Source organism: Halobacterium sp. MBLA0001 (genome assembly GCF_049705385.1).
GTDB classification, from domain to species: domain Archaea; phylum Halobacteriota; class Halobacteria; order Halobacteriales; family Halobacteriaceae; genus Halobacterium; species Halobacterium salinarum.
In genome coordinates this window covers 1-23,140 of sequence record NZ_JBNAMQ010000002.1, presented here as the reverse complement: position 1 = coordinate 23,140, position 23,140 = coordinate 1, and the positions used below count along the sequence as shown (strand labels likewise).

Genomic DNA, 23,140 nt, shown 5'->3' with positions numbered 1-23,140 from the left:
CGAAACGCGTCTGACGTAGTTATTTGAAGTCACAGAAAGCACAGAACGGATGGAAGCTATGACTCGGAGAATCGGGATCACGAATCAGAAGGGAGGCGTGAGTAAAACCACGAATACAATCAACGTCGCTGGCGGGCTCGCTGCCGATGGTGTAGACGTTCTCGCCGTCGATATGGACCCTCAGGGATACCTCACGCATCGGCTTGGGTTCGAAGACGAGTACACTTCGGACCCACCGTCGCTATACGATGCGCTTCAGTCGCCCGCCGACCACGACGTCGACGATCTCGTTGTCGCTCACGAGGAGTTCGATCTCCTTCCGGCCAACATCGATATGTTTCATCTTGAGCAGGATCTCATCGCGAGCGGGATGCGTCCCCGGCTGCGGTTGAAGACGGTCCTGGAGAACGCGACCGCGTGGGACGTCGTCCTGATCGATGCGCCGCCGTCGCTCGGCCCACTGAATGATAACGTCGTTCTTGCCACCGAGGAACTGCTCGTCCCGGTCGAAGCCGACGAAAGTTCCCAGCTCGCGCTCAACCATCTACTCCGCCAGCTGGACACGCTCGAGGATAACTACGACACGCACGTCGATGTCCTCGGTCTCATTGTTTCGAACGTGGCCTATCCCCTGGACAATGAACAGCAGGCGGCCATCGACTGGTTCAACGAGCGCTTCGAAGGACGCGTCGCAGTGTGGACCGTTCGAAGCCGGGCAGCAATCAAGCGGGCAGTGAAAGACCAGGGTTCGGTGTTCGCCGAAGACGCCGAGGAAGTCGATATGACCGACGTGTATGCGCAGATAGCTGCGGAGGTGGCCGATGAGTGACGAAATCGACGATCGTCTGAGCCGTCGGTTTGACGACGACCAGGACGACGAGAACGAGACCATTTCTGAGAAGTCACAGAACGACATGAATTCTAGTCAATCAGGGGCCGAGAGGAAGTCACAGGCTTCACAGAGAGCACAGAACATCAAGAAGGAATGGAATGTGCGGAGTTTCTACCTCGATGACGGCCTCGATAGTAATCTCACGACTGCGTTCAAACGACTGGATCTCTCGCTTTCGGAGGCTGACGCCGAGGTAAATCTCAAGAAGACACGGCACTTCTACCCGCTGATCGTCGAACTCGGTCTAGAACGATTGGAGGAAATGGAAGTCACAGAAGTCACAGAACGGTTGGAAGGAGAGGATTCAGTATAGAGTGATTCCGATTACTCTCCCACGACACTCTTATGTATGACTGGGACGAAGTAATGAATTGAGAGAGTATGAGTAAAGCAGAGTCTGAAAAAGTAGTGTCTGTATCGTCGCGCGGCCAAGCGACCATTCCCAAAGAGTTCCGGAAGGAACTCGACATCGACACACCCGGCCGCGTGAAGTTCGTTCGCACCGAGGAGGGCGAAATCGTCGTCCGTCCCATCCACTCGGTCACAGACCTGCGTGGAGTCTTGGAAGGGAAAACCGACGAGCAGGGTCGTTCAGCAGTCGAACGCCTGCGGGAGGAACGCGAGCAGGACAAGGCTAGTGAAGAGGAGTTGCGGCAGCGCTACGCCGGTGACGACGAGGCTGACGCATGACGGACGGGGCTGAGATTCCCGAAACGATCGTCTTCGACGCCGAACCACTCATCGCCTATTTCTGCAACGAACCAGGGAGCGACACCGTCGAAACGTACGTCGACGCCGTTGAAGGCGCAGCAGACGGCTACATCTCGGCGATCAATCTCGCCGAGGTCCACTACATCGTCCGGGCGATTGACGGCGAGGAACGCGCTGATGCTGTCGTCGACGTCCTCGAGGAGAGTGGTATCCGCAGGGTCGACACCGAACAGACGTGGTCCGCCGCCGCCGATTTCAAGTTCCGCTACTCGCCAGCACTCGGTGATGCCTTCGCACTCGGGACCGCAGCGCACGTCGACGGGATGCTCCTGGTCGGTGCCGACGATGACTACGACGACGTCACCGACGTCCCGATCACTCGGTTCCGGGCAGAACCGGCATAGATTCTGGTTCTCGTCCCATAGTGGCCGCTATGAATGATCTTCTGCCTGCTCTTCGAGAAACTCTCGCAGCTTCGATTCGAAAGACGGTGGAGTAGCCCCGAACGTTGCGGCTGCAGATTCGACCACTTCGTCAGTCTCGGCTTCCTCTTGTATCGTTCCCAGTCCGTAGAGCACTGTGCGGACGACCTCACTGTAGAACTCGTCTTCGTCGTAGCAGAACTGACAGTCGTTTCGCCAGTAGTCGGGGACGAACTGCACACCGAGCGCCTGGTGTTTGGGACAGATTCCTTTTCGAACCTGCCCGATGTTTCGGAAATCGACCTTCCACGTTCCGTTAGGGGCGATCTCAACGATGAAGTACGCGCCGAGAAGCGCGTCTGCACCATGGTCTGCCGTTCGGTAGAGGAATGCGGTATTGAGAGCCTTGTTCTTGTAGCGACCGGTGTGTATATGACCAGAGAAGTATGCCTTCCCCGCGAAGTGTTCTAGCAGTTCGGGGTGCCAGTAGTGATTCACGAGGATTGTCTCGTCTTCAACTAGTTCGGGATTCTGCGTGAACGTCTCTCCAGCAACGGTGATACTGTCATCTTCGGGGATGAACGTCCCTGGAAGGTCGTAGTCTTGGAACGGCTGTTCCGGGCCGATTGCCCCGTCCCGATTCCCCCAGATGTAGAGGAGCTCTCCCCGCTCACGGAGAGTCTCGAAATACGGCGTGACCGCATCGAGCTGTTCCCGCCCCTCGTCAACGCCATCAAACCATGCGTTCGTGATATCGCCGACGTGAATTACGAAGTCGAATTCCTCGCCTTCAGTACCGTCGACGACCCGCTCCAGTGAGTCGACATCCCCGTGGTTGTCTCCCATACAAAGAAGTCGGAGCGTCTCATCATCGTTAGTCGTCATTAGTTGACTCCCCGTACTCACTCAGGTGTATAGAAGACCACGTTCACCGTCAAGGAGATATCTCATAACAGTCTCTCACTGCTATTCTTGCTAGTCCTTCTCTCCTTAGTGCGAAGCCCCTCTCTGGTTCTTCTGCAAGATACATTCAGCAAATGGGGGCTCGATAGACGCCAGCCGACTCCAGTACATCTTCACGGTGCCCCGCCTCGAGCTGGTGCAAAGCCTGGTGGATGAGCCGGCCAATTCCGCATTTCACCGATTTTCGCTACGCGTGATCGGTGAACCACCTAATGTGAACTCAAGAAGATGTGCCACTTCTACCCGCTGATCGTCGAACTCGGCTTGGAACGCTTGGAGAAAATGGACGTCACAGAAGTCACAGAATGGTTGGAAAGTAAGGATTCGGGATAATCGCAGAAGGCGGATACCAGCGTTGTTCACTCACCACAACCCCATCTTCCCGGCTTGAACCTCACCCTTACGTCCCGGAAACCGGTTCCCTCGCCGTCCTATCTCGCATTTTCGCCCATTCTCGCTACGCGTGGTCAGTAAACCACTCGGGTGCGCCGTAGGCGTCGGCCCAGCAGCGACGATGGCACGGGTCGCCAGTGCCGTTCGGAATTGCCCGCTCGAAATCGACCATCTCGCCACAGAGGTCACACTCTGCGCGGTGGCCCATCTGCCGGGTTTCGACGTCGAGGTCCTTCGTCTCGATGTAGAGTTCGTGGAGCGCGCGTGGCGTCAGCCGGACGAGGACTTTCTCGCGATCATCTTCATCTCGCTGCTCCGGCGTGTACGTGAGCACCCAGTCTTGGCCCTCTTCACCGTCGCCGCCCGGCCCCAGCGAGATCGTCTGTGCGAGGTCCTCCGGAACGTAATGCCACTCGTTATCTCTAAACCGGGGATAGTGCCCGTTCGGTCGCGGGTTCTCGGGGTCGACGTCGTCTTCGGTCATGCGAGCCCGGCCTCCTCGAAGGCGTCGTTGACGACGTCGGCGGTTGGGGCGTTGAGGTACGGTTCGATAGCCTGGAAGGAGTCCCAGCCGCCGACGGCCATCACGACGCGAGGATTCATCTGGCGGTCGACGAGGAGTCGCTGGGCGAAGCGTCGGCGGAGGTCGTGCGAACTCACGTACTGGTAGTCGTCGTCGCCGGTTTCGGCGGCTGCACGCTCGGCGGTACGCTTCACGACGTCGCGGACGCCCCGCTCGGTGAGATCGATCAATAAATCGTCTGGCGCTATATCTTCGGCATTCTGGTAGCGATGGATATCACCCTCGACGTCGGCCGGGAGATAGGCGTCGCGTGGCTTCCCGCCGTTCCCAGTCGTGTCCTTGCCCTCTGGCACCCGGAGCCGGTAGTGGTCGCCGTCGGGTGTGCGTTTCACGTGCTCCGGGCGGATCTGGGGGATTTCGAAGGCTCGGAGGCCGACGTAGCCACCGAGCTGGATGATGAGATCGTCGCGATGGTTCGCCGCCGTTCGGCGGAGTTCGTCGAGTTCGGCGTCGGTCATCCAGACCTTGTATTCGTCCGCTTTCGCGGTCGCCTCCAGTCGCATAGGTACTTCTAAAACAACCTTGCACCATATATCTGTCGAGCATCAGAAACGGTGGTGTGTGATCGGCCGATTAGGCCATTTCAGGGGGTATCTGCGGTTTGCTAGTGACGACTTCTATGATAAGTCGGCACAAGTCGGCATAGGTATAGAGCACACTGGCTCAGCTGGATCGTTCTCCTCCGAACAGCCAGGTTCATAGCTCAGCCATTACAGAGACACACGTATGGCGCAGACTACCTTCGATGAGGATGACCTGTTTGAGGAAGCCACCCAGGAGATGCAAGCCGAGGTAGACGACGCACTCGCTCGTGCACGCGACGCAGTTCCTGATACCGACACGGTGCTCACGACTGACGAAGACGACCTTGATGCGATTCTGAACGCGCTGGCCTCGACACTTGATACCGAAGAGATAGAGACAGCACTGGAAGACGCACAGAAAGCGTTCGTACTCGGACAGCGCGCCGACGCCTTCGACGATGAGTACATCACCGAGACGCAAACAGCCATCGAGACGCTCACCGAAACAGTTGAAACGCTCCACGACATCGACGCTGCCGCAACAGACCTCACTGAGGCACTGACACGGTTCGAAACGATCGACACGATACCACAAGGCGACACCGGGACAGTAGACACCACTCCTCGTGACGACGAATCACCAGCGCAGAGTGACAGCCAGGGTGCCCTCACAGAGACAACCAGCGAGTGACAGACTCTCAAAGAGTCCTTATACGGCGGTGCTGAACAACCGACTATGGAACGTGGGGAGTACGTGATTGATACTGACGATGACGACCCAGACGTGGCGATCGTCGTGGATCGGCCTGACGCCTCGATTGACGCGATTCCGGTTGGAGAGGGAGAGCGAACGGTCGCCGATGATAACCCAGACTACGATGCTGACGAGCCTGCGGTGGTCGTTGCCTTCGTTGAATCAGGACTTGACGCCCACTGGTCTGACTGGACGGACGCTGCGCCAGAAGACCTTGCGGAGGGAGCGCACGCTCACGACGTGACGCTCTATACGTTCCCGAAGTCGCGGCTCTCGACACTGAGTGATGAGGAGGCTGCAACACTCCGTGCGGACACGACAGTGGACAGAGAGGCACTGCGCGCTCGACTTGCTGACGCCGACTGGGACATCGAGCAAGCTGACGACGGGTCGTTACTCGTCGAGAAGATGGGCGAGCAGTATCGCATCTCCCCAACAGGGATGGTCGAAGGTGAGGGAGAAATACGCGAACCGCTGGAAAACATCGTGACCCAATACAGCGAGTGAAACGAGCCTGATATCAAGCAGCGGAACCAGATACGGTGAAGAGAGAGCAAAGTGCGGTAGGTGCCCAGAGGCTTTTGGCCTGTGCTGATGAAGACAACGTATGCCGTTCAGCGCAAGTTGGCACACGCTTCTCGATCACGCTGAGGAGTTACCGTCTGATGCGACACTTCTCACGCCACTATCGCGCAAATCTTTTCGTCTGACCGATGTGCAGGAACACCGGATCCTCATCACGTATCGAGATGACGACGGAACCACTCCACTCCAGCGCGACCAGTTTGAAACACTATTCCAGCGTGTACAAGACGCCCACGCTGGCTTCGAGTTGGACCGACTGCCAGCAGACGCCGAACCATACGCGACTGTACTGAGTCTCCATCCCAGGTTCGAACTCGATGACCGAGCCGGGACGCTGACAGAGACGGAGACGCCAACGAGCTCCCCGCTTGTTGACGCTCACGAGGTGGCTAGTGAAACGTCCGACCGAGAAGAACCAGATATTCCAGTCTACGCCGACGCTCTCCTGCTGATTGACGCGCTCGAACGCCACGATCCGACCGACCTCGAAGAGACAGAGACGCCCGCGCTGGTGAACCTCTACACGTTGCTGTCAGATGTCCAGCGGAATGCGAACGATCTCCGGCAAGAGGTACGTGCCGTACTGCTTGACCGACTCCATCATGACCAGCCAGTCAGCGGCCAATACGGCTCAGTACAGCGCACGTCACGCCGGAATCGCTCGCTCAAAGACGACGAAGAGGTACTCAGCGTATTAGAAGAGGCAGGGATTGACCGAGAGCGTGTGACGACCGTGGATTCCAGTAAGGTTGATGAAGCACTGGAAGTAACCGAACTCGCTGAATCGGACGTGTACGACATCACAGAGAGTGAATACGTCCGGAAAGCTGAGGTAGACGAGGAAACGAAGCAATCCCGGCTGCAAGGGCTGAAAGACCAGCTTGCTGCCACGGATGAGCACACCGAAGAACTTCAGCAGGAGATCGAGGAGTTAGAGGCCCGGATTGACGACCTCACGAGCTTCGACTCGGGAACGACGTTCCGCACAACATCCCAGGAATGACTGCGTTGGTGCGTACGGCTCGTTTTCAGCGACAGCGAAAGGTCCAGCAGCGATTTCCCGATGGCGTACCGGATCACAACCGATAACTCGCTACCTCGGAACTGCCGCACGCGGGACAGTGATCCACGTCCGCTGACTCCAGATTTGCGCCACACCGCCTGCATTCCACCACGGACTCATGGGCATCTTCCGAGCGGAGCACGTATTTGAAGAGACGTATCATACGTCGGGATCGACAACGTCGCCGCAGCCTGGACACTCTGCCCAGTATCGTGGTTCGTCCCCCGTCTCGTACTCAATCAAGACGTGGTGGTGTTGGATCTCTTCACCGCAGCGTGGACACCCTCCAAGTCGAGGATTCTGGGAACTCATAGTGTGGCGTGTTCCAAAGGGGAGTACAGCCTTCTACGGTGAAAGCCAGGTTATTCGGGAGCGTGTGACAGAGGGAGTGAACCACCCTCTACTCGGAACAAGAACGGGCAACCCCATATAGGTCATCCTACCACGGTAAAACTGATCAGCGGCGAGTAGTTGGTGAGATAGTACAAAGTGCTAATCAAACGCGTGACTACGGTCGCTCTTCGAGCGAAACATCCCAGCCCTCGTGCTCTTCATCATCCATATAGGCAAAGTGATTCTGAGCCTGCTCGTAGGTATCCATCCCGCGGAATTGGAAGAAGGGCGCATCACAGGCAGGGCAGGTCTCAGCATCGGAGATCCGACTAGATGATCCTCCAGTCGTCTGCTGACCCATTGTGGCTCTCATAGCCCGGGAAACGTAGTCTGTATCTCCGGGTTCGAATTGTTGTTCGATCTGCGTCAGTAACGCTAGTGTCCAGTCCCTGGCGTCACCACGGGTTGTGATGTCTCCTGGGCCATCGAAGAAGTCCTCAACCACGCCGACCACATCAGCTGCCCACCGAAGACTAATACTGTAGCTGTATTCCGCATCCAGTTCAGAGTCGATCTCCTCAGCGTCCATCGCAAGCACGCTGACCTCGACGTCCAAATACTGGTGGCGGTAGGTGTAGGTCGGATTCGGATCCTCTGAGACACGGTCTCGTTCCCAATCACCCGGAAGGTCCTCGATAAGCTCCGTCATATTCTATTCTCTGAAAAATCAGTAGACTCACTTAGCAACACCGCTCCCCCGCAGATCCCACAGCCGACGTTAGAATGTTAATAGTGATTTGATTCAGATGTAAGGCGGTGATTAATGCCACTAAGATGTTTTAAGTACGGGTAGACTGAATCACCGATATCTGAATATGGCAGACGCCCCACCTACACCCGCCGTTGGTCAAGATGAATTCGTTGACACCGTCGTCAATGAATTCCTTGACCTCTACGACGAGATTCAAGATGGGGAACGAGCCGAACACGACCTAATGCCTCGGCTCGTGGACCACCTCTTCATAAACGCACTCGATTGGGAGAAAAGCGACTACACTCAAGAAGACGATTGGAACGATGTTCGATTCTACGACGACGATAGGAACCCAGCCATCATTGTCGAAGGAAAACGCCGCGATGTTGATGTCGAGAACGGCATCGACCAGGTCTTCCGCTACGCCTCAGAAACACCCTACGCCCGCTACCTTATCTCCACGAACATCGACCAGTTCATAGTATACGAACGGTGTGATGCTGGTAACGAAAACGCCGTCACACACCACGGTGTCTCCGCGCGCAAAGTCGCCGACGTACCCTTCGAAGGAATCTGCAACCGAGCAAGCGGGAGCGCCATCAACAGCGAACTCACGCTCGATGAGCGCCAAGAGATCAAGCAGCTCTACCAGCTCCGACGCGAGGAAGTTACTAACCCTGAACGATACGAGAACTTCACGCTCAACAGCAGACAGGATGTCGATACCGACACCGGGTTCGACAACCTCATCGATTCCCTCCGACTCTGTCTCGAAGACTACCTTCTCCCGTACACGCTCTCTGCGTTTGACGAATTCGAAGAACGCTACGAGGAATTCGAACGTGAACGCCGCGACTTAGAAAACCAGATTGAGCAACTGGAAGAGTTCGATCACGACGACTCGGAAGTAGCGACGCTCCGTACCAAGCTCGCAGAGCTCGAAGACGAGTACGAGGTCTACCAACGCTTCCACTCGGACTACGAGACGTGGGTGCAGCTCTCGAACCGCCAGGACAACGATGATGCCGAGAACAAAGAGGTGTTCTGCCGCGAATCGGTGTACGTTCAGCTCAACAAAATTCTCCTCATCCGAATCGCCGAGGACAAAGACCTCGTCAACGCTATGGTTTCGAACGGCGGTGTACACCGTTACTTCGACTTCTGGGACGACTTCTCTCGATACGTTTCGCGCGACTACATCGACCTGTTCGAAACCGCTAGCGAAGAACTCAGCGAGGTCTATGACTATCTCTACTCCCGTCGCCTGTTCGACTGGGGGATACAGTCTGAGTTCAGCAGTAACCTCGATGACGTGCTTCAGCGTACCCTCTGGCACCTGAATCACTATAACTTCGAGAACGTGGATAGGGACGTTCTCGGCCACCTATATCAAGAACACCTTCCACCAGAGGAGCGGAAAGCACTCGGCGAGTTCTACACCCCAACTGCTGTTGTTGACCTGATTCTCGACAGCGTCGGGTACACCGCTGACAAGCAACTCGAACGCGAAGAGTACGACCTCATAGACCCCGCATGCGGGTCCGGAACATTCCTCGTTCGAGCTGCCGGCCGACTACTCGACAGGCTCGACCAGAAAGGGGTACCACCGCGTGACGCAATCGAAATCGTTCAACAGCGCATCCACGGTCTCGATCTGAACCCGTTCGCCTGTCACATTGCAGAACTCAATCTCCTGTTCCAGGTCATCGACCTGTACAAGGACGTCAAGGACGAGGACCCGGACTACACCCTCGACAGATTCCAGATCTACCGTACCGACAGCCTACGGGATGAGGCAAAAGAGAGTTTAGCGACGCTACAGAGTTCAGCGATTCAACGCCAGTACCGCGAAGAACGCCGGCGCGCCTCACAAATTAAGGAGCGAGAGGACTACGGATTCGTAGTCGGGAACCCACCGTACGTTCGTATTCAGAACCTCCCGAAAGGTCCAGCACGAGAGGAATACGACGACTACGATACTGCGCACTATAACTACGACATCTATATCCTGTTCATCGAGCGCGCGGCGGAATGGCTGGCGGAAGATGGGAAACTGGGGTTCATCGTCTCGAACAAGTTTACTGAGAACCGATACGGAGCGAAGATTCAGGACTACATCCTGCAGCACTACGAATTGCAGGAGATCATCAACTTCGGTGATGTGAGCGTGTTCGAGGGCGTGCTCGCTTACCCGATGATTCTCACTGGAAAGCGCATCTCAAAGGACCAAGGGTCCAGTTTGCGCAGCGACTACCGACTCCCGAAGGACTACTCATTCACCTATGCCAGCGTCACTGAGCGACTCCCAGAGATAACGCAAACCGCTCTCACGAGCGCGGATGAGGATCTCACCCCAGCCCAAGAACGCGAGAAAGAGGGTGGGAAAATAGCTGAGATCATCAGGGCGAGTGTGCCCGACGAACCAGGAGCGAAACCTCCGGGTGAGGAGGAAGTGCTCGACCGCCTACAAGGGATTGCCCCGAGCGCAGATTTAGACCAGCCGCCGCTGCAGGTCTACCCGATCAACGCCTCGATGTTGCTTGACGCCGATGAATGGCAGTTCGTACCCAAGGACGAACACGAAATCCTCGAATCGATGGAGGGAGACGCGAGAGAGTTCGGTGAGTACGACGGTGCAGTAGCGAATAACGGAGTTCAAACTGGCGCGAACGACATCTTCGTTCTCGATCAAGCGACCATCGATGAATACGATATTGAGGACGAGGTCGTTCACCCGACGCTCGGTGGACGAGACGTAACGCGGTGGTATACGCAAGCACTCGACAAGTATATCCTCTACACCACGCCTGAAACGAATCTTGAGGAACTCCCGGGCGCGAGAGAGTACCTTCAGGATAACCGCGATGCGCTCGAAGAGCGGTACTGCGTCACTGATAACCGCCGCGAGTGGTACGAACTCGCAGAATACCGCCCCGGTGTGTTTGACACCGAGAAGGTAATCACTCCGGACATCTGCTACTACAACAACTTCTTCCACGATGAGAACGGGGAGTTCTACTCGCTCAACAGCACTTACGTCATGTTCAGTGATGAACTCCCGGGGGACTACCTTGTCGGAGTGCTCAACAGCAACGCCGTACAGTTCTACATGCGACGGACAGCACCACAGTACGGAGGTGACTACTTACGGTACATTACCAGCTATCTGATGGAGATACCGATTCCTGATCCTGAAAGTGAAAAGAAAGACGAGGAGTCGGTGCAGATCGTACGTGAGACGGCGAACCAACTCCGTACTCTGGCAAAAGACGTGCAAGAAGCGAGAAATCTCTCGGAAAACCCCGAATTACTGTACGAGCGTGTATCTGGTGTGGAAACCTCTAGCCTATCGTTCGCAGGATACATCGACGCGATGGATCTCGGGGACGAAAGTGGTGAGGTCTCGCCGGCGATTGACGGGGCAACCATTCGGTTGAACGTGCAAAATGAGGTATCGTTCGTGTCTGAAGCGGCGGCAGATGCATTCGCGGCGCTGCTGCAAGCGTTCGAGGTGGAGTTGATCTCCGATCTTCGGTCGATGGACGTGCCAAAGACCGAGGATGGGTTATTGACGGTTATCGATGAGTTCCGTGAATCGCAGCAGTTGCGGGAGGACGCCGTGGAGGAAGCAGCAGCGCTGGAAGAAACGCTTAATGGCGCGGTGTACGACCTGTATGGGTTTAGTGACGAACACCGAGAGGTAATCGAGGAACGGGCTGAAACACCAGAGAACGTCCTAGAAGCGAAGGTTCGTACGTAGAGGATGCGGTTCGAACCCGGCGACCGAGTCCGCATCGATATCCCAGACACCACTGACCTCGACCACGAACCATACCACGGACGTGAAGGAGTTGTCCGACAGGTCCGAACTGATGACGCTGCGAAGGAGACCGGCAGGGCTATCGATAGCGTGGAGTACCTCGTGGAACTCGGCGACACCGGCATGGAGATGTGGTTCCGAGGGAGAGACGTTCGTCCGCGCTAACCGACGGTATGAACCGCAATCATTAGTCCAATCCCGGGGATGTCTGGCCAGGCCGGTTCTCTGGGGTAGTTTGTTCTAGATCATCCTGGAGGCTGGATTGCGACGTGTCAGGTCTTGGTTGGTGACCGAGACGGACCACGGTCAAGTCCGAGACACGTATGCCAGCCGGCCCTTGATCAAGCTCGTCCGAACCGGCGAACGCACCCCAAAGGAATGGCCACCATCGTCTGAGCCGATCATGACTATCGAAGAGAGATTGAAGATCATCTCCCGGTTGGATTCCCTCGATGTACGTTGTTTCGAGGGCAGGTAAGTCGTAATGGGTGATGAGGTGGCACATTACTGCACTGGCGACATCACGTGGGAATTCAGCATGAAGGATGCCCGTGTCTGGGTCAGGGTCGGCAAAGGGTTCGTCCCGATCACTCTGCGGTGTCCACCACGGCTCTAAGTGTGCCTCCCACCGGCGGCGTCCCTCGATTTCGCGTGGTTCGATAATGTCCCAAGCGGAGAGTTCGTTGATGTAGCGGTCGTAGCTACTTTCGGAAATCTCGGCGGTGTCAATGATCTCAGACCGACCCATCGGGTCATCAGCGTCAAGCAGTGTTTTGAGGAGTTTAGTCGCCGTTGGAGGGAGTTCGGGCAAGAGACGTTTCGTGGGGAGATTCGACAGTCCGTATGAGATGTCTCGGACAGTGAGGAAATCGTAACTCTGGGTGGATTGGGCAATGTGGAGCATGGCCTCAGCCACGTCATGAGGACACGCCCGGTGTGGGCGATCTTCCGTTCCAAGGACACGGAGGAACAATCTGACGAGCCGTTCGAGATCCTGTTTCCCTTCGTGAATATCCCCTTTGTGAGCCACCTGGTAGCTCTTCGCCGAAGCGTATTCCTCGACAAGATCACGGACCGCGGAATAGGAATTCCCAAGCCGTACGGGAATCTCCATTACTGGTGCTGACTCTCGTCCGTTCGCAATCGCTTCACGGAGTTCGTTCGCCTCTTGATCGATGGCACGCTCGATGTCGCCGTGAAGATCGGTCATCGTCGGTCCTGAGAAAACCCACGACGCCGTCAGGTGCATCGTCGAGTCAGCATCGTCCACGTCGTACGGAAGACGACGTTTCAGTTTGTCCGGGCGGTCCTCCAGGAGCATTCTGTACCCGGAGTGAATCCCATACACGGACTGTTTTGGAACGGTGTAACGAGCGAAGTCGAGGAAGTCATTGAGACGACGCTCATCACTGATGAGCATTCCCGTGTCAGGGACTCGGATGTTGATTGTGACATCGACACCGGCTGCGTAGTACAGCTGTGTCGCTGAGGCAATGAGACCGTGCAGATCACGGATTAATTCAGTTCGAGCTTCGATGTCGTCGCTGTTCGTGAGTTCACCAACCTGTTTCAAACACAGACTGCGGACGGTTCCAATGCGGTCACGCCAGCCGTCATAGTCTTCTTCGTCTTCACCGAACCATCCGATCTGATGTCCCCAGCGGATGATTTCTCCGGCTTCTCTATCGAGTTTCTCAACAACCGAGTTATCGATTTCTTCGAACTCGGAACCGAGGCGTGATGGTGTGAGAACCTTGCTTAGTGCCTTGTCGCTGAGTAAGGTTCCCGCAAGACGTCCCAGGGTAGGGAGGGGGCCACCCCACTGAGTGGCCACGAAGAGATCATCATCGAAGCAACTGAGGTACGACACGCGACCATCCTCAAAACGCTCGATCTGGTCATCAACTAGGGTGACACCCCGATCTCGACGTCCAGCAAGATACCGTTGATGCATCCCCCAAGCGTCGAGAACACCAGACGGCCCATCGAGCCATTGAACGTAGTCAGCACCCTCACTAGGACTGCCTGTCGCAGCTATCCAATCCTCCGCTGTCCCAGGTTGATTCCCCTCCCTCGTGTTCATCTGCGCGGGATACACTGTACTTGCTTGGGGCTGAGGGGTCGGCGTAAGATGCGTTTCCAACGTCGATTGGGCCGGGTGGATCACCCGGTAGTCCGTGGTGACATACTGCTCAACAGCAACCTGTCCTAAGCCGGTGAGGGACGCACTGTTGTATTGCCCACGACGGTCGATATCCACAAGCCCTAATTCTTCCAGATCGAGGATGTAACGGCCGACAGTCCCTGCTTCCACGTTGATTTCATCATCCTGCTTGAGATCACGATAGTCTCGAGATCCCTCTATAGGGAGGTTCCCAAGCAGACGGAGTCTCCCCGATTCTTCTGGTAAGGTCTGTATTGCTTCCCATGCTTCCTCGAGCTGCTCCGCCGATGGTTGTCTGTCGCCACCCGCTGATTCTACAGAGGAGGTCTCACGGGTTTCAGTAAGACGGAGATGGGCGTGATACCAGTCTGGATACCGTCGCTCAATCGCGGCGTCTAACGCTGGTGAAATAACCAGGCGGACGTCGAAGGTGGAGCCGAGCACGGCGATAGCTGCAAGTGCTCGGATACCTGTTCCTCTATCGTCGAGTTTTGACCACGACTCGCCATCAAGGACAAGCGTGATCGGTTGCGGTGCGTCATCGAGCTCATCGTGGAGTCGTACGGGTCCCTTGGTAAAGGTTTCAAGGCCAGCGTTGAGAGGGCCACGTCCGGTACTGATCGTAGTGAGAGTCTGTTTAAGCGATTTGCACCGCTGCTGGTGATACTCCGAAAGTTCGTCGAGATCATCTTCGTCAACGTCAGAATATTTGACTGCGAACTCGACAAGTGATTCTACGTATTCAACCGCTTCAGCCTCTGCATCACTCCAAATATCCGTTGTGGAGCGCCATCTCTTGATGGTCGAACCCCAGGGTTTCCTCTCTGAAGACGGCGATAGGACGGTGTTGTATCGTGCGTGCGCGAGGACTCCGGGGTCTTCTTGCGCGGATGAATTCTCGAACCGACTGAACACTCCGTGAGCAGCAGATTCCTCGAGGAGGTCAGGCATCCACTCCGTCACCTGTGGGGTGACCTCGGTGATGGTAATTCCAGCAGTAGAGAGGTTCCCTTCTGGAACGATCTTCCGGATTCCCTGTTGTTGATTAGGCGTGTGCATGCAGTCCGTGGAGAGATGCGGACTGCGTGGAAGCCGGCAGAATGCGAGGGTCCCGAAACCAATTTGACCCCTCGCGTCCACATTGTGGATAGGAGCGTGCTGATAATACCGCTCCATCCGTGTTGAGGGCCGGCTCCGCTGGTCCGCTTCAGCGATACTGCAAAACGACATCCGGGGCGAGGCCTGGTAGCATCGGACCCGGATTGTCGTTTGAAACTGTGCTTGTGAGTCATGACTATAGCGTAGTGGTGGAGTTACTGGGGACGCTTTCTATCGCGGTGGTCCTGGTTTTGGATGTGCATCTCTCTGGGTAGCTGGGACAAGCTCGACCTGCCGGCTTAGTGGCGAGAGGGACAGAGCAGCGGCTCTCCGAAGGCAAACGCTTAAGCCGGTTCGGGAAGAAGCAGGAGGTGTTCAGGCACCCGCTTCTTCTGGTGAGTTGCGTTTTCCTAGCTGTTGCTTCGTCTTGTGAGTCGGACCGACTTAAATGATTGTGTAATGGGGTGGGGTTTCCAGTGTTTGTAGACTTCAGATCAGTCTTTCCACGAGGATTTACTTCCGAGTCGCGTCGGGGGACGAAACTCCTAATGCGCTCGGTGGCGAAGAACTGATCACGGACACCCTGGCCCACTGGGAGTCCAATTCTGGGGGCGTTGGCCCGCCCCTGGTTCTTCACCGTGGTTAGTGACAGTTCTACTTGCCACCTCCTTTCTCGTCAAGGATCTTTACAAGACTAACATTAATTTCGAGTAGGGCTCTTTCCCCTTCTAAGTCCAGACCTTGGCGCACTTCCTTTGGAATTGTCACCTGGTATTTCGGGGGGCCAGCTGTAACTGTAGTTGTGACCGATTCTGAATCGCTCATATGAGTCTGTAAGCTCCCCTCACATATAGTATTACTGTGTAGGATTGAGTTCTACTTAGTAACTCAGCTTTGCACGTTGAAGTAGGAGCGTGACGTAGGCGGTGGCAAGGACGGATGATGCCGATTACGGACTTCTTGTCGTGTACGCGCGTGTTCGACGAGTTCGAGTCGCTGTCACCAGCACAACGTCATCATGCGAAAACCTACGCCACCGGTCTTGTTGCGGCCAGCAACAAGACCGTGGCGGGTATCGCACGCGAAGTCCTTCCAGCTCAGGGGAAACGCGCTCTCAACAAGTTCCTCACCGAGTACGACTGGGACGAACAGGAGTTCAACCACGAACGCCTCGAAGAGCTTCAGAAACACGGTGAAACGCGCTGGTCACAGGATGGCTACATCATCCTCGACGACACCATCACCGAGAAAGCCGGGGACGAAGTCCCCGGCGTCGGCCGCTTCTACGATCACGCTGAAGGCGACACTGTCTGGGGCCAAGACCTCATCTACGCGTTCTACGCTGACGACAAAACCGCCTATCCGCTCACTTTCCGCCTCTACGAACAGCAAGACGACGAGGACGATGACCACGATACCAAATACGATCTAGCCCGAGAGATCGTTACCGAACTCGAAGAAGAGGTAGGTGTGCCTGCGGACACCTACCTCTTCGACTCGTGGTTCGCTCACGACTCTGGCCTTCCCGAACACATCGAATCCTACGACAAGGACTGGATCGGCCCGCTCCGGAGCAATCGACAGGTGACCTATGGTGGCGAAGAGATCCGCGTCGATGCGCTTGCAGAGCGCATCGACACGGTTGAGCGCGATGTCGATGACGACACCTACCACATCTGGACGAAGAAGCTTCCCGTCTCCCAGCTGGGAGACGTGAAGCTGGTCATCGCCGAGAAGGAGACCGACGAAGACGAAGAGAACCCGGTCAAGTACCTCGCTACGAACAAAATCGACGCCCCGACCGAGCACGTGATTCGCTCCTACGGAATGCGATGGCGCATCGAGACGTTCTTCGAGGACTCGAAGCAGGATCTCGGCCTAGGAGACTGCGAGATGCAGACCGATGAAGGTGCCAGTCGTAGTGACTAACGCAACTTCTGAATGAATCCGTCGAGGTGATTTTCGATCCACGAGCCTGCGAAACTCAGCTGGTCGGTCAGCTTCGTGAAGATCTCATCGAGGAGGGCGCGGTATTCGGCCGCGCCCTCCACGATCAGGGGCGAAGACTCCCATTTGAGACTCTTCCAGACGGGTTCAATCGGGTTGAGATGCGGCGAGCCCACAGGCAGAAAGATGAGGTCGATCCCGAGTTCGTGGGCGCGTTTGCGCGTGTACGCACAGATGTGTGACGAGAAGTTATCCAAGACGAGCAGAATCCGCTCGCCCGGATTCTGCTCGCGGATCGCTTCGAGACACGCACAGATCTGCTCTTTCTCCTGATTCGGCGGGAATTGGAGAACACTCTCGCCGTTGAGCGCATAGAACCCGGCCGCTGGTGTATCGATTTTCACCAGCGGCCGGGTAATCGTCGGCTCGTTCACTGTGTAGAGCCGCTGAGAATTGTCCCACGGTTGCGGATGCGAGATATCGAAGAAACCGACTGTCGTGCCGCCATCTGTCCGGATATCGTCATCAACCGTCCAGTCTTCATCTTCGTCGTCTTCTGGCTGTTTGTTGTGGGGCTCGTTTTTCTCATCCTCGGCGAACGCGTCGGCAACGCGTTCGTCGAGGATTTCGTCGGCGTTCTCTGGCCGGTCTGGCCTCTCGGTACGCGGAATCGCGTACGAGAGGCCGAGATCAGACAGGAGTCGCGGCAGATAGTTCGGATGGTACTCGACATCGAACTCTTCGTTGATGAGGTGCTGAATCTCCTGCTTCTTCCAGGGTTCGCCCTCTTCGAGCAGGTCAAGGAGCCGCTCTCGTTGTTCCTCGTCGAGCTTCGGGGGCCGCCCGCCCCCGAAGCTCGGGGTCAGAAGTCCGAGACCGCCCTTATTCCAGAGCCTGGCCCAGCGACTCCCGGTTGATTGGGACATCCCGACATCGTCGGCTGCATCTTCGAGTGATGCGCCCTTGTACAGCCGTTTGATGAAGATGAGTCGCTTACTCACCTTCTCGTCATCTGTCTGTGTGAGCAAGCGGTCGAGATCGTCCTCACTGAGGTGACGGACGATCTCTTTCTCTCGTCCTGTCATTGCCCTACCAACTCAGAATACACCTAAATCTTCTGTGAACCACTATGCACTGGCACCTTCTGATGGCTGCCTACAGTCTCGTTCGTCTTGATCCTGAGTCGAGCGCCTTGGGGACGGTTCGCTCGAAAGCGTCTAGTGATCAACGAAACTTCTGGGTGAACCGGGATGAGGACTCAGTCGAAGAACGGATTTCTACCTTATCTCTGGCACGTGGAGTACCCAAAACTTCTGTGAACTACTAATCGCTTCGAGCGAACCTCGAACACTCCCTGAAAGAAACCGTGTACAATCTCCTCTCGTGGGTTCGAGACAACGATGATCGTGGCGTCGATGACCTCATGGAAGAGATCGACCACCTCTTCGTTCACTCAACCGCCGACGCTAACGTGCAAAGCTGAGTTAGTAAGACGGGTTTGGGCACTATACTTAATCTGAAGGAGAGACAGCGGGAGTTCCCCGCCCACGGTGGGGCGGGGGTGAAGCGCGTGGGCTCGGCTGCGTCCCTGTTTTCAACTATCTGGACGCCCTACTGTGAGATGCATTCGTTCTAGTTTAGTGGCGGTCAAAGCCGAACTCACCTCGTTCAACCCGTTCACGTAACCGATCTCTGTGTGGATTTGGATTTTGTGACGCCCACAGCAACAGGTCGTCCAAATCCGGCAGTTCGTAGCCTAACTCGATCATGAGATACAGTTGGATCAGATGAGCGTGGCGTTCGACGGCTAGCGAACAGCGACGGCGAGGGAGCCGCGACGCCGACGAGTCGGCGTCTGCGGCGGCTTCGGCCTCTTGCTGTCTTGCTTCGAGCGTCCGCAACTCATCTACGATTACACGACTCATCATCAACGAAATCGCCGCCATGATGATCAGCGCCTCGATGATGTAGGCGTCGGTCGTGTTGATTTCGTCCAAGCCGAACCGCGACTTCAACTCCTTGAACAGCAGTTCGACCTCCCAGCGCGCCCGATAGAGCTGCGCGATATCGGGCGCGCTATAGTCGTCTTTACCGAGATTCGTCAAGTAGAGATGGTACTCTTCGCTCTCCTCGTTACGTAGGCCGACCAACCGGAACGTCCGGGTCGCGCTGGCGCCCGACCCTCGTTTGCGCTCGAATGAGAGCGTGATGCGGATGTCGATTTCCTGTCGCTGCAGGTCGTCAAGGACGGCCTGCAGCGACTCTCCTTCCAGCGGGATACTGTTGCCCCGCCACGTTCGCAGTTCTTCGACGATCTCGAAGTTCGCGTTGTCCTTGACACGCGAGACGAACCAGCCGCCGTTCTGGTCGATTCGGTCGAACAACCAGAAATCGTAGAAGCCTAAATCAAGGAGGATGAGGGCGTCAGCTACCCACTCGCCGGTGGGTAGCTGACTCCGTTCGTGAGTTGTTCCGTCGGTTGTGCGGAATCGTGTCGGAAGGCCAGTTGAGAGAGATTCGGTGAGGTGGAGTTTCAGCTCGGCTTGATCGTCGCCGGTTGCTGTGTAGATATCAGCGGCGTCTTGGTACAGCGAAACGATGGTTGCGTCGGCAATGAGGACGTCTCGAAAGCGTTCGAGACGCCCGTTCAAGTCGGCTCGTCCGGTGTCGAGATTCTCGATGGCGTCATCGAGAATCTCTCGAAGCAAGGCGACAAATCCTGGTTCGAACCAGTCGTGGAACGCCGCATAAGAGAGTTCGTCGCAGTCAGCCATTTCGACGTAGCGTTCGAGAAACGCCTGGAGAGAGCGGTCTGATCCAGCAGCGAAACCGAACGAGAGCGTGTAGAACAGTGCAACGATGTCGAACTTCCGCTCACGTTCAACGAGACTCGTTGCGCGAGCGCGCTCGCGCAACTCGTCAGAGGGAAACGCTCTTTGAATCCGCTCAACAATCACCGAATCCGGTGGTGAGTAGGGCATAACTCCCACCGGGTTTCTCAGACAGGTAGTTGCGACGGTCTCCAATCAGCAGATAGCGTGGTATTTCTCCACTAAACTAGAACGGATGCTGTGAGATGGAACCCACGTTATCAGCCTCGCAAAACCCGCGCACCCCATTCCGGGATACGACGCGGTGCGCCGGGCCTGTGTCGCGCCCTCGTGCCAGAGACTACGGCGAAGCCACGGCCCACCCCACCCGTGGTACCTCACTCCCTCGTATCAGGCAACCCTTGTCCGATATATCGGTCTTCTGTGAGCCACCATCTTCCGCTCTAATCATCGTAGCATCTTAGAAATTCCTATAATTTTTGAAAATCTTGGAAACTACAAAAATTCTAAAATCTGCATGGTTTACAAAATTCCCGAAATGCATATACTGGATTCAACATCCACATCTCTCCTCTACATCTTATACTTTATAGAAATTATACAATCTCTCAAGGTCGCGCAAGGTTTTAAGATGGTGTGAATTATAGAAATTATCACGATGAACGGGCCAACACCACGCGCCGTATCATTTGCGATGCTCAAAGGTGGATTCGGCAAATCAATCTGTGCGAACACGCTTGGCGGCGTTCTCGGCAACCGAGGTCACAACGTCCTCGTCGCAGACCTTGACCCAGCAGGCCACCTCTCCACCGGACTTGGCTACTATACGCGCGAAGACGAAGATAAAGCCGACCTCGGAGACGTCCTCCTCAATGAAACCGACCCTCAACAAATAATCAAGCATCCTGGTTACGGCTTCGACTTCGTTCCCGCACTTAACCTTGAACGCGTCAATGACGATCTCGCCCGCGACGACGTGTTCGCGAGCGATATGAAACTCAAAAACGAGCTCGTCGACCCATTGCTTGGAAATGACTACGATTATATCCTCTTTGACGTCCCGGGTTCGCGAAACAAGCTCGTAAACAACGCTGTCGTCGGCGCACCAAATGCGATTCTCCCGCTTATGCCGGCTCCAGAAGCGTTGAACGGCCTGCGAGAAACCTCAAAGAAGCTCGTGATGGATATTCGGCAAGCCTTCGATTTCGAGATTCTAGCGACTATACCGAACAATCTCTCACAGCGAATCGACCAGCGGACGAAGGATCGCAACCTGCTTGAGGCGATGAACACTGACCCTACCTTTGCTGCCTACCTTGAAGCTGGCCGCCGTGCCGACTGGACGGGCAGCCAGCCCGAACTTCATGACGGCGTCGACGTTGAGACAGTTCTGGACGAACACATCCCGCCGTTCGCACGAATTACGCCCGACCAGTGGGAACAGATCGATAACGGTGATCTCCATCTCAAGCCAGGGATTCGGCATTCCGGCGAGTTCGGGGACGCCTACGAGGAACGCCAGCCGCTGACAGCGTACAACCCAGAGAACGCGCAGTTAGCACATTTCGAAACGCTTGCTGATATCGTCGAGAATGGAGGGATTCAGGCATGAGTGGATTTGACCTTGGGGAAAGCGCAGAAGATGCAGACGACGATCCGGCCGACCAGGAGTCAGTCGAAGACGTGGAGCAGACAGAACCGTCAGTAGAGGACACCACTAGCGAGGAAGTGGTGGATCCGAAGGAAGAGCCACCATTTGGAACGGAAGACGTTCGTCAGTATTCAACGTACCCGCGCGAGGATATTCTCGAAAAATTCCAGCAGATTGATACGGCCGAGGTGCAGCCGTTTCTCGTCACACGAGGCGTCAAGAATGTTGAGACGCGCGAAATCCATGATGCGCTCTATCGAATGGCTATCGAGAATCCCGAGCGCCTCGGAGAGTTAATTATGGAAGGACGCGGGCTTGACCCCGATAACTAACTGATATTGGAATACTACAGCATCAAGAACTCGTTTATGGGTGCCGAAGATACGTTAGTCTAAACTAAGTTAGTTCAAACTCCTTTAGAGGAACAGTTTTACGTGCCCCCCTCAAAGTGAGCACCATGACTGGATTTGTAAACCGGAAACGGGAACTGAAACGCCTCGAGAAACTCTACGAGAGCGATACGGCAGCACTGGCGGTAGTTTGGGGACGACGGCGAATGGGGAAAACGACGCTCGCAATCGAGTCGATCCGAGACCGCAACGACGCCGTCTACTACCAGGCGACTAGAGGGACTGCAGACCAGCAGATTTCCTCGTTCATCAACGACGCTGCCGAGGTGTATCCAGGGATCACGCGGATCCGTGAAGAGTGGGAACCGCTCTTCGAATTTCTTGCCGAGCAGGATGCAGTCATCATCGTCGACGAGTTTCCGTATCTTGTTGAGCAAACGGACGCACTCCCATCGATCTTGCAGCGCGTCTGGGACCATACCGCTGAGAAAACTGCAACGACCTTCGTGCTGACCGGGTCCGCTATCGGAATGATGCATGAGTATGCGCTTGAAGGAACAGCGCCGTTGTACGGTCGCGTCGCCAAGAACCCGAACGGGGAAATCGAAGTTGGCCCACTTCACTTTGAGGCGGCGATGTCGTTTTTCGCTGATTATTCCCCCGTTGAACAGGTGATGACCTACGGTGTCTTCGGCGGGACGCCAGAGTATTTGCGAGCCGTCGAAGATCACGAGACACTTGAGGAGAACGTCACGAGAACGCTGTTACGGCGTGATGGAGGGCTCCACGAGGAGCCTGAAAACGTGCTCCACCGAGAACTGGACGAAGTTGACCGGTATTTTGCGATATTAAAGTCGCTTGCGGAAGGAAACCGAGTCAAGAACGAAGTCGCCCAGGGTGCCGGAATCAGTAATAGTAGTGTCGGCTATTATCTCAACCGACTGAATGACTTGCGCATTATTGAACGAGACTACCCGGTCACCGTCGACCCAGATCGAAGCCGGAAAGGCCGGTATACGATTACAGATCCATTATTCCGGTTCTGGTTCAGATTCGTCTATGGGCGGACAGCGCGGTACGAGGTATATGGTGAGGACGCTTATATCGACCTCATCGACCCAGAACTGCCAGACTTCGTCAGTGGGACGTTCGAACAGTTATGCCAGCGTGCTGTCTTATACGCATTCGGTGACGAGTATCGTTTCGTAGAGGAGCCCGGGAACTGGTGGGATGGGAGCGGAAGCGAGATCGACATCGTTGCGCCGACGAATGGAGCGACACTCCTCGTCGGTGAGGCAAAAT

20 protein-coding genes and 2 pseudogenes are annotated in these 23,140 nt (G+C 55.8%); 14 read left to right on the top strand and 8 right to left on the bottom strand.

Annotated elements, in window-relative coordinates:
* Positions 1-58 precede the first annotated feature (58 nt).
* The 4 genes from ACOZ32_RS00180 to ACOZ32_RS00165 all read left to right on the top strand — a co-directional run bounded on the left by ACOZ32_RS00180 (position 59) and on the right by ACOZ32_RS00165 (position 2,007).
* Positions 59-829 (top strand): ParA family protein, encoded by a 771-nt coding sequence (locus ACOZ32_RS00180; RefSeq protein ID WP_168216309.1) that lies wholly within the window; start codon positions 59-61, stop codon positions 827-829.
* Positions 822-1,205 (top strand): hypothetical protein, encoded by a 384-nt coding sequence (locus tag ACOZ32_RS00175; protein WP_285265548.1) that lies wholly within the window; start codon positions 822-824, stop codon positions 1,203-1,205. Before ACOZ32_RS00180 ends, ACOZ32_RS00175 begins: the two co-directional genes overlap by 8 nt.
* A 68-nt stretch (positions 1,206-1,273) precedes the next feature.
* Positions 1,274-1,582 carry an AbrB/MazE/SpoVT family DNA-binding domain-containing protein gene (locus tag ACOZ32_RS00170; protein WP_349253526.1) on the top strand — a complete coding sequence of 103 codons (309 nt, stop codon included), beginning with the start codon at positions 1,274-1,276 and terminating at the stop codon, positions 1,580-1,582.
* Positions 1,579-2,007, top strand: a complete 429-nt coding sequence (locus ACOZ32_RS00165; protein WP_285265550.1) for a PIN domain-containing protein — start codon at positions 1,579-1,581, stop codon at positions 2,005-2,007. Before ACOZ32_RS00170 ends, ACOZ32_RS00165 begins: the two co-directional genes overlap by 4 nt.
* A 27-nt stretch (positions 2,008-2,034) precedes the next feature.
* Here the strand turns inward: ACOZ32_RS00165 and ACOZ32_RS00160 are convergent, their stop codons facing one another.
* The 3 genes from ACOZ32_RS00160 to ACOZ32_RS00150 form a co-directional block, all read right to left on the bottom strand.
* Complete coding sequence (locus tag ACOZ32_RS00160; protein ID WP_135830727.1) at positions 2,035-2,910, bottom strand: metallophosphoesterase family protein; 876 nt, start codon at positions 2,908-2,910, stop codon at positions 2,035-2,037.
* A 535-nt stretch (positions 2,911-3,445) separates the two neighbouring features.
* Positions 3,446-3,865 (bottom strand): hypothetical protein, encoded by a 420-nt coding sequence (locus ACOZ32_RS00155; protein ID WP_424334759.1) that lies wholly within the window; start codon positions 3,863-3,865, stop codon positions 3,446-3,448.
* Complete coding sequence (locus ACOZ32_RS00150) at positions 3,862-4,467, bottom strand: site-specific integrase (RefSeq protein ID WP_424334758.1); 606 nt, start codon at positions 4,465-4,467, stop codon at positions 3,862-3,864. The genes ACOZ32_RS00155 and ACOZ32_RS00150 overlap by 4 nt, the downstream gene beginning before the upstream one ends.
* Before the next feature lie 223 nt (positions 4,468-4,690).
* Between ACOZ32_RS00150 and ACOZ32_RS00145 the strand changes: the two genes are divergently transcribed.
* From ACOZ32_RS00145 to ACOZ32_RS00135, 3 genes are all read left to right on the top strand, one after another.
* Positions 4,691-5,179, top strand: coding sequence for a DUF5790 family protein (locus tag ACOZ32_RS00145; protein ID WP_135807373.1), 489 nt, complete (start codon positions 4,691-4,693; stop codon positions 5,177-5,179).
* A 45-nt stretch (positions 5,180-5,224) separates the two neighbouring features.
* Complete coding sequence (locus ACOZ32_RS00140) at positions 5,225-5,749, top strand: hypothetical protein (RefSeq protein WP_135807374.1); 525 nt, start codon at positions 5,225-5,227, stop codon at positions 5,747-5,749.
* 100 nt (positions 5,750-5,849) lie between these two features.
* Positions 5,850-6,830 carry a hypothetical protein gene (locus ACOZ32_RS00135; protein ID WP_285254682.1) on the top strand — a complete coding sequence of 327 codons (981 nt, stop codon included), beginning with the start codon at positions 5,850-5,852 and terminating at the stop codon, positions 6,828-6,830.
* Positions 6,831-7,398: 568 nt separating this feature from the next.
* Here ACOZ32_RS00135 and ACOZ32_RS00130 read toward each other — a convergent pair.
* Positions 7,399-7,932, bottom strand: a complete 534-nt coding sequence (locus ACOZ32_RS00130) for a hypothetical protein (protein ID WP_285254681.1) — start codon at positions 7,930-7,932, stop codon at positions 7,399-7,401.
* Between the two features lie 166 nt (positions 7,933-8,098).
* Between ACOZ32_RS00130 and ACOZ32_RS00125 the strand changes: the two genes are divergently transcribed.
* Together ACOZ32_RS00125 and ACOZ32_RS00120 are read left to right on the top strand one after the other, a co-directional pair.
* Positions 8,099-11,737 carry an Eco57I restriction-modification methylase domain-containing protein gene (locus ACOZ32_RS00125; RefSeq protein WP_285254680.1) on the top strand — a complete coding sequence of 1,213 codons (3,639 nt, stop codon included), beginning with the start codon at positions 8,099-8,101 and terminating at the stop codon, positions 11,735-11,737.
* A gap of 3 nt (positions 11,738-11,740) precedes the next feature.
* Complete coding sequence (locus tag ACOZ32_RS00120) at positions 11,741-11,962, top strand: hypothetical protein (protein ID WP_285254679.1); 222 nt, start codon at positions 11,741-11,743, stop codon at positions 11,960-11,962.
* A 22-nt stretch (positions 11,963-11,984) separates the two neighbouring features.
* Here ACOZ32_RS00120 and ACOZ32_RS00115 read toward each other — a convergent pair whose 3' ends face one another.
* Together ACOZ32_RS00115 and ACOZ32_RS00110 are read right to left on the bottom strand one after the other, a co-directional pair.
* Positions 11,985-15,020, bottom strand: a complete 3,036-nt coding sequence (locus tag ACOZ32_RS00115; protein ID WP_424334757.1) for a plasmid replication protein RepH — start codon at positions 15,018-15,020, stop codon at positions 11,985-11,987.
* Positions 15,021-15,713: 693 nt separating this feature from the next.
* A complete protein-coding gene (locus tag ACOZ32_RS00110) occupies positions 15,714-15,884 on the bottom strand; it encodes a hypothetical protein (protein ID WP_424334756.1) in 171 nt (56 codons plus the stop codon).
* A gap of 114 nt (positions 15,885-15,998) precedes the next feature.
* Between ACOZ32_RS00110 and ACOZ32_RS00105 the strand changes: the two are divergent.
* Positions 15,999-16,979, top strand: a pseudogene (locus ACOZ32_RS00105) (IS701 family transposase); the annotation flags it as partial.
* Positions 16,980-16,984: 5 nt separating this feature from the next.
* On the opposite strand, the gene ACOZ32_RS00100 reads toward ACOZ32_RS00105, so the two are convergent.
* Positions 16,985-18,091 (bottom strand): IS630 family transposase, encoded by a 1,107-nt coding sequence (locus tag ACOZ32_RS00100; RefSeq protein WP_211086653.1) that lies wholly within the window; start codon positions 18,089-18,091, stop codon positions 16,985-16,987.
* A gap of 242 nt (positions 18,092-18,333) precedes the next feature.
* Here ACOZ32_RS00100 and ACOZ32_RS00095 point away from each other — a divergent pair.
* Positions 18,334-18,489 (top strand): annotated as a pseudogene (locus ACOZ32_RS00095) (IS701 family transposase); the annotation flags it as partial.
* 154 nt (positions 18,490-18,643) lie between these two features.
* Here ACOZ32_RS00095 and ACOZ32_RS00090 read toward each other — a convergent pair.
* On the bottom strand, positions 18,644-19,987 hold the full coding sequence (locus ACOZ32_RS00090) for an IS4 family transposase (RefSeq protein WP_382217744.1): 1,344 nt from the start codon (positions 19,985-19,987) through the stop codon (positions 18,644-18,646).
* Positions 19,988-20,495: 508 nt separating this feature from the next.
* Here ACOZ32_RS00090 and ACOZ32_RS00085 point away from each other — a divergent pair.
* From ACOZ32_RS00085 to ACOZ32_RS00075, 3 genes are all read left to right on the top strand, one after another.
* Positions 20,496-21,449, top strand: coding sequence for a ParA family protein (locus ACOZ32_RS00085; protein WP_188872924.1), 954 nt, complete (start codon positions 20,496-20,498; stop codon positions 21,447-21,449).
* The gene (locus ACOZ32_RS00080) at positions 21,446-21,820 is read left to right on the top strand and encodes a hypothetical protein (RefSeq protein WP_188872923.1); all 375 of its coding nucleotides are present in this window, start codon (positions 21,446-21,448) and stop codon (positions 21,818-21,820) included. The genes ACOZ32_RS00085 and ACOZ32_RS00080 overlap by 4 nt, the downstream gene beginning before the upstream one ends.
* Before the next feature lie 125 nt (positions 21,821-21,945).
* The coding region (locus ACOZ32_RS00075) for an ATP-binding protein (RefSeq protein WP_424334755.1) at positions 21,946-23,140 on the top strand (1,195 nt) is incomplete at its 3' end.

Bases quoted from the DNA above. Each gene is read 5' to 3' on its own strand.
- ACOZ32_RS00120 (WP_285254679.1), top strand. From the start codon at position 11,741: ATGCGGTTCGAACCCGGCGACCGAGTCCGCATCGATATCCCAGACACC.
- ACOZ32_RS00090 (WP_382217744.1), bottom strand. From the start codon at position 19,987: ATGCCCTACTCACCACCGGATTCGGTGATTGTTGAGCGGATTCAAAGA.
- ACOZ32_RS00085 (WP_188872924.1), top strand. From the start codon at position 20,496: ATGAACGGGCCAACACCACGCGCCGTATCATTTGCGATGCTCAAAGGT.
- ACOZ32_RS00180 (WP_168216309.1), top strand. From the start codon at position 59: ATGACTCGGAGAATCGGGATCACGAATCAGAAGGGAGGCGTGAGTAAA.
- ACOZ32_RS00145 (WP_135807373.1), top strand. From the start codon at position 4,691: ATGGCGCAGACTACCTTCGATGAGGATGACCTGTTTGAGGAAGCCACC.
- ACOZ32_RS00165 (WP_285265550.1), top strand. From the start codon at position 1,579: ATGACGGACGGGGCTGAGATTCCCGAAACGATCGTCTTCGACGCCGAA.
- ACOZ32_RS00100 (WP_211086653.1), bottom strand. From the start codon at position 18,091: ATGACAGGACGAGAGAAAGAGATCGTCCGTCACCTCAGTGAGGACGAT.
- ACOZ32_RS00130 (WP_285254681.1), bottom strand. From the start codon at position 7,932: ATGACGGAGCTTATCGAGGACCTTCCGGGTGATTGGGAACGAGACCGT.
- ACOZ32_RS00140 (WP_135807374.1), top strand. From the start codon at position 5,225: ATGGAACGTGGGGAGTACGTGATTGATACTGACGATGACGACCCAGAC.
- ACOZ32_RS00135 (WP_285254682.1), top strand. From the start codon at position 5,850: ATGCCGTTCAGCGCAAGTTGGCACACGCTTCTCGATCACGCTGAGGAG.
- ACOZ32_RS00155 (WP_424334759.1), bottom strand. From the start codon at position 3,865: ATGACCGAAGACGACGTCGACCCCGAGAACCCGCGACCGAACGGGCAC.
- ACOZ32_RS00110 (WP_424334756.1), bottom strand. From the start codon at position 15,884: ATGAGCGATTCAGAATCGGTCACAACTACAGTTACAGCTGGCCCCCCG.
- ACOZ32_RS00125 (WP_285254680.1), top strand. From the start codon at position 8,099: ATGGCAGACGCCCCACCTACACCCGCCGTTGGTCAAGATGAATTCGTT.
- ACOZ32_RS00115 (WP_424334757.1), bottom strand. From the start codon at position 15,020: ATGCACACGCCTAATCAACAACAGGGAATCCGGAAGATCGTTCCAGAA.
- ACOZ32_RS00175 (WP_285265548.1), top strand. From the start codon at position 822: ATGAGTGACGAAATCGACGATCGTCTGAGCCGTCGGTTTGACGACGAC.
- ACOZ32_RS00170 (WP_349253526.1), top strand. From the start codon at position 1,274: ATGAGTAAAGCAGAGTCTGAAAAAGTAGTGTCTGTATCGTCGCGCGGC.
- ACOZ32_RS00160 (WP_135830727.1), bottom strand. From the start codon at position 2,910: ATGACGACTAACGATGATGAGACGCTCCGACTTCTTTGTATGGGAGAC.
- ACOZ32_RS00080 (WP_188872923.1), top strand. From the start codon at position 21,446: ATGAGTGGATTTGACCTTGGGGAAAGCGCAGAAGATGCAGACGACGAT.
- ACOZ32_RS00150 (WP_424334758.1), bottom strand. From the start codon at position 4,467: ATGCGACTGGAGGCGACCGCGAAAGCGGACGAATACAAGGTCTGGATG.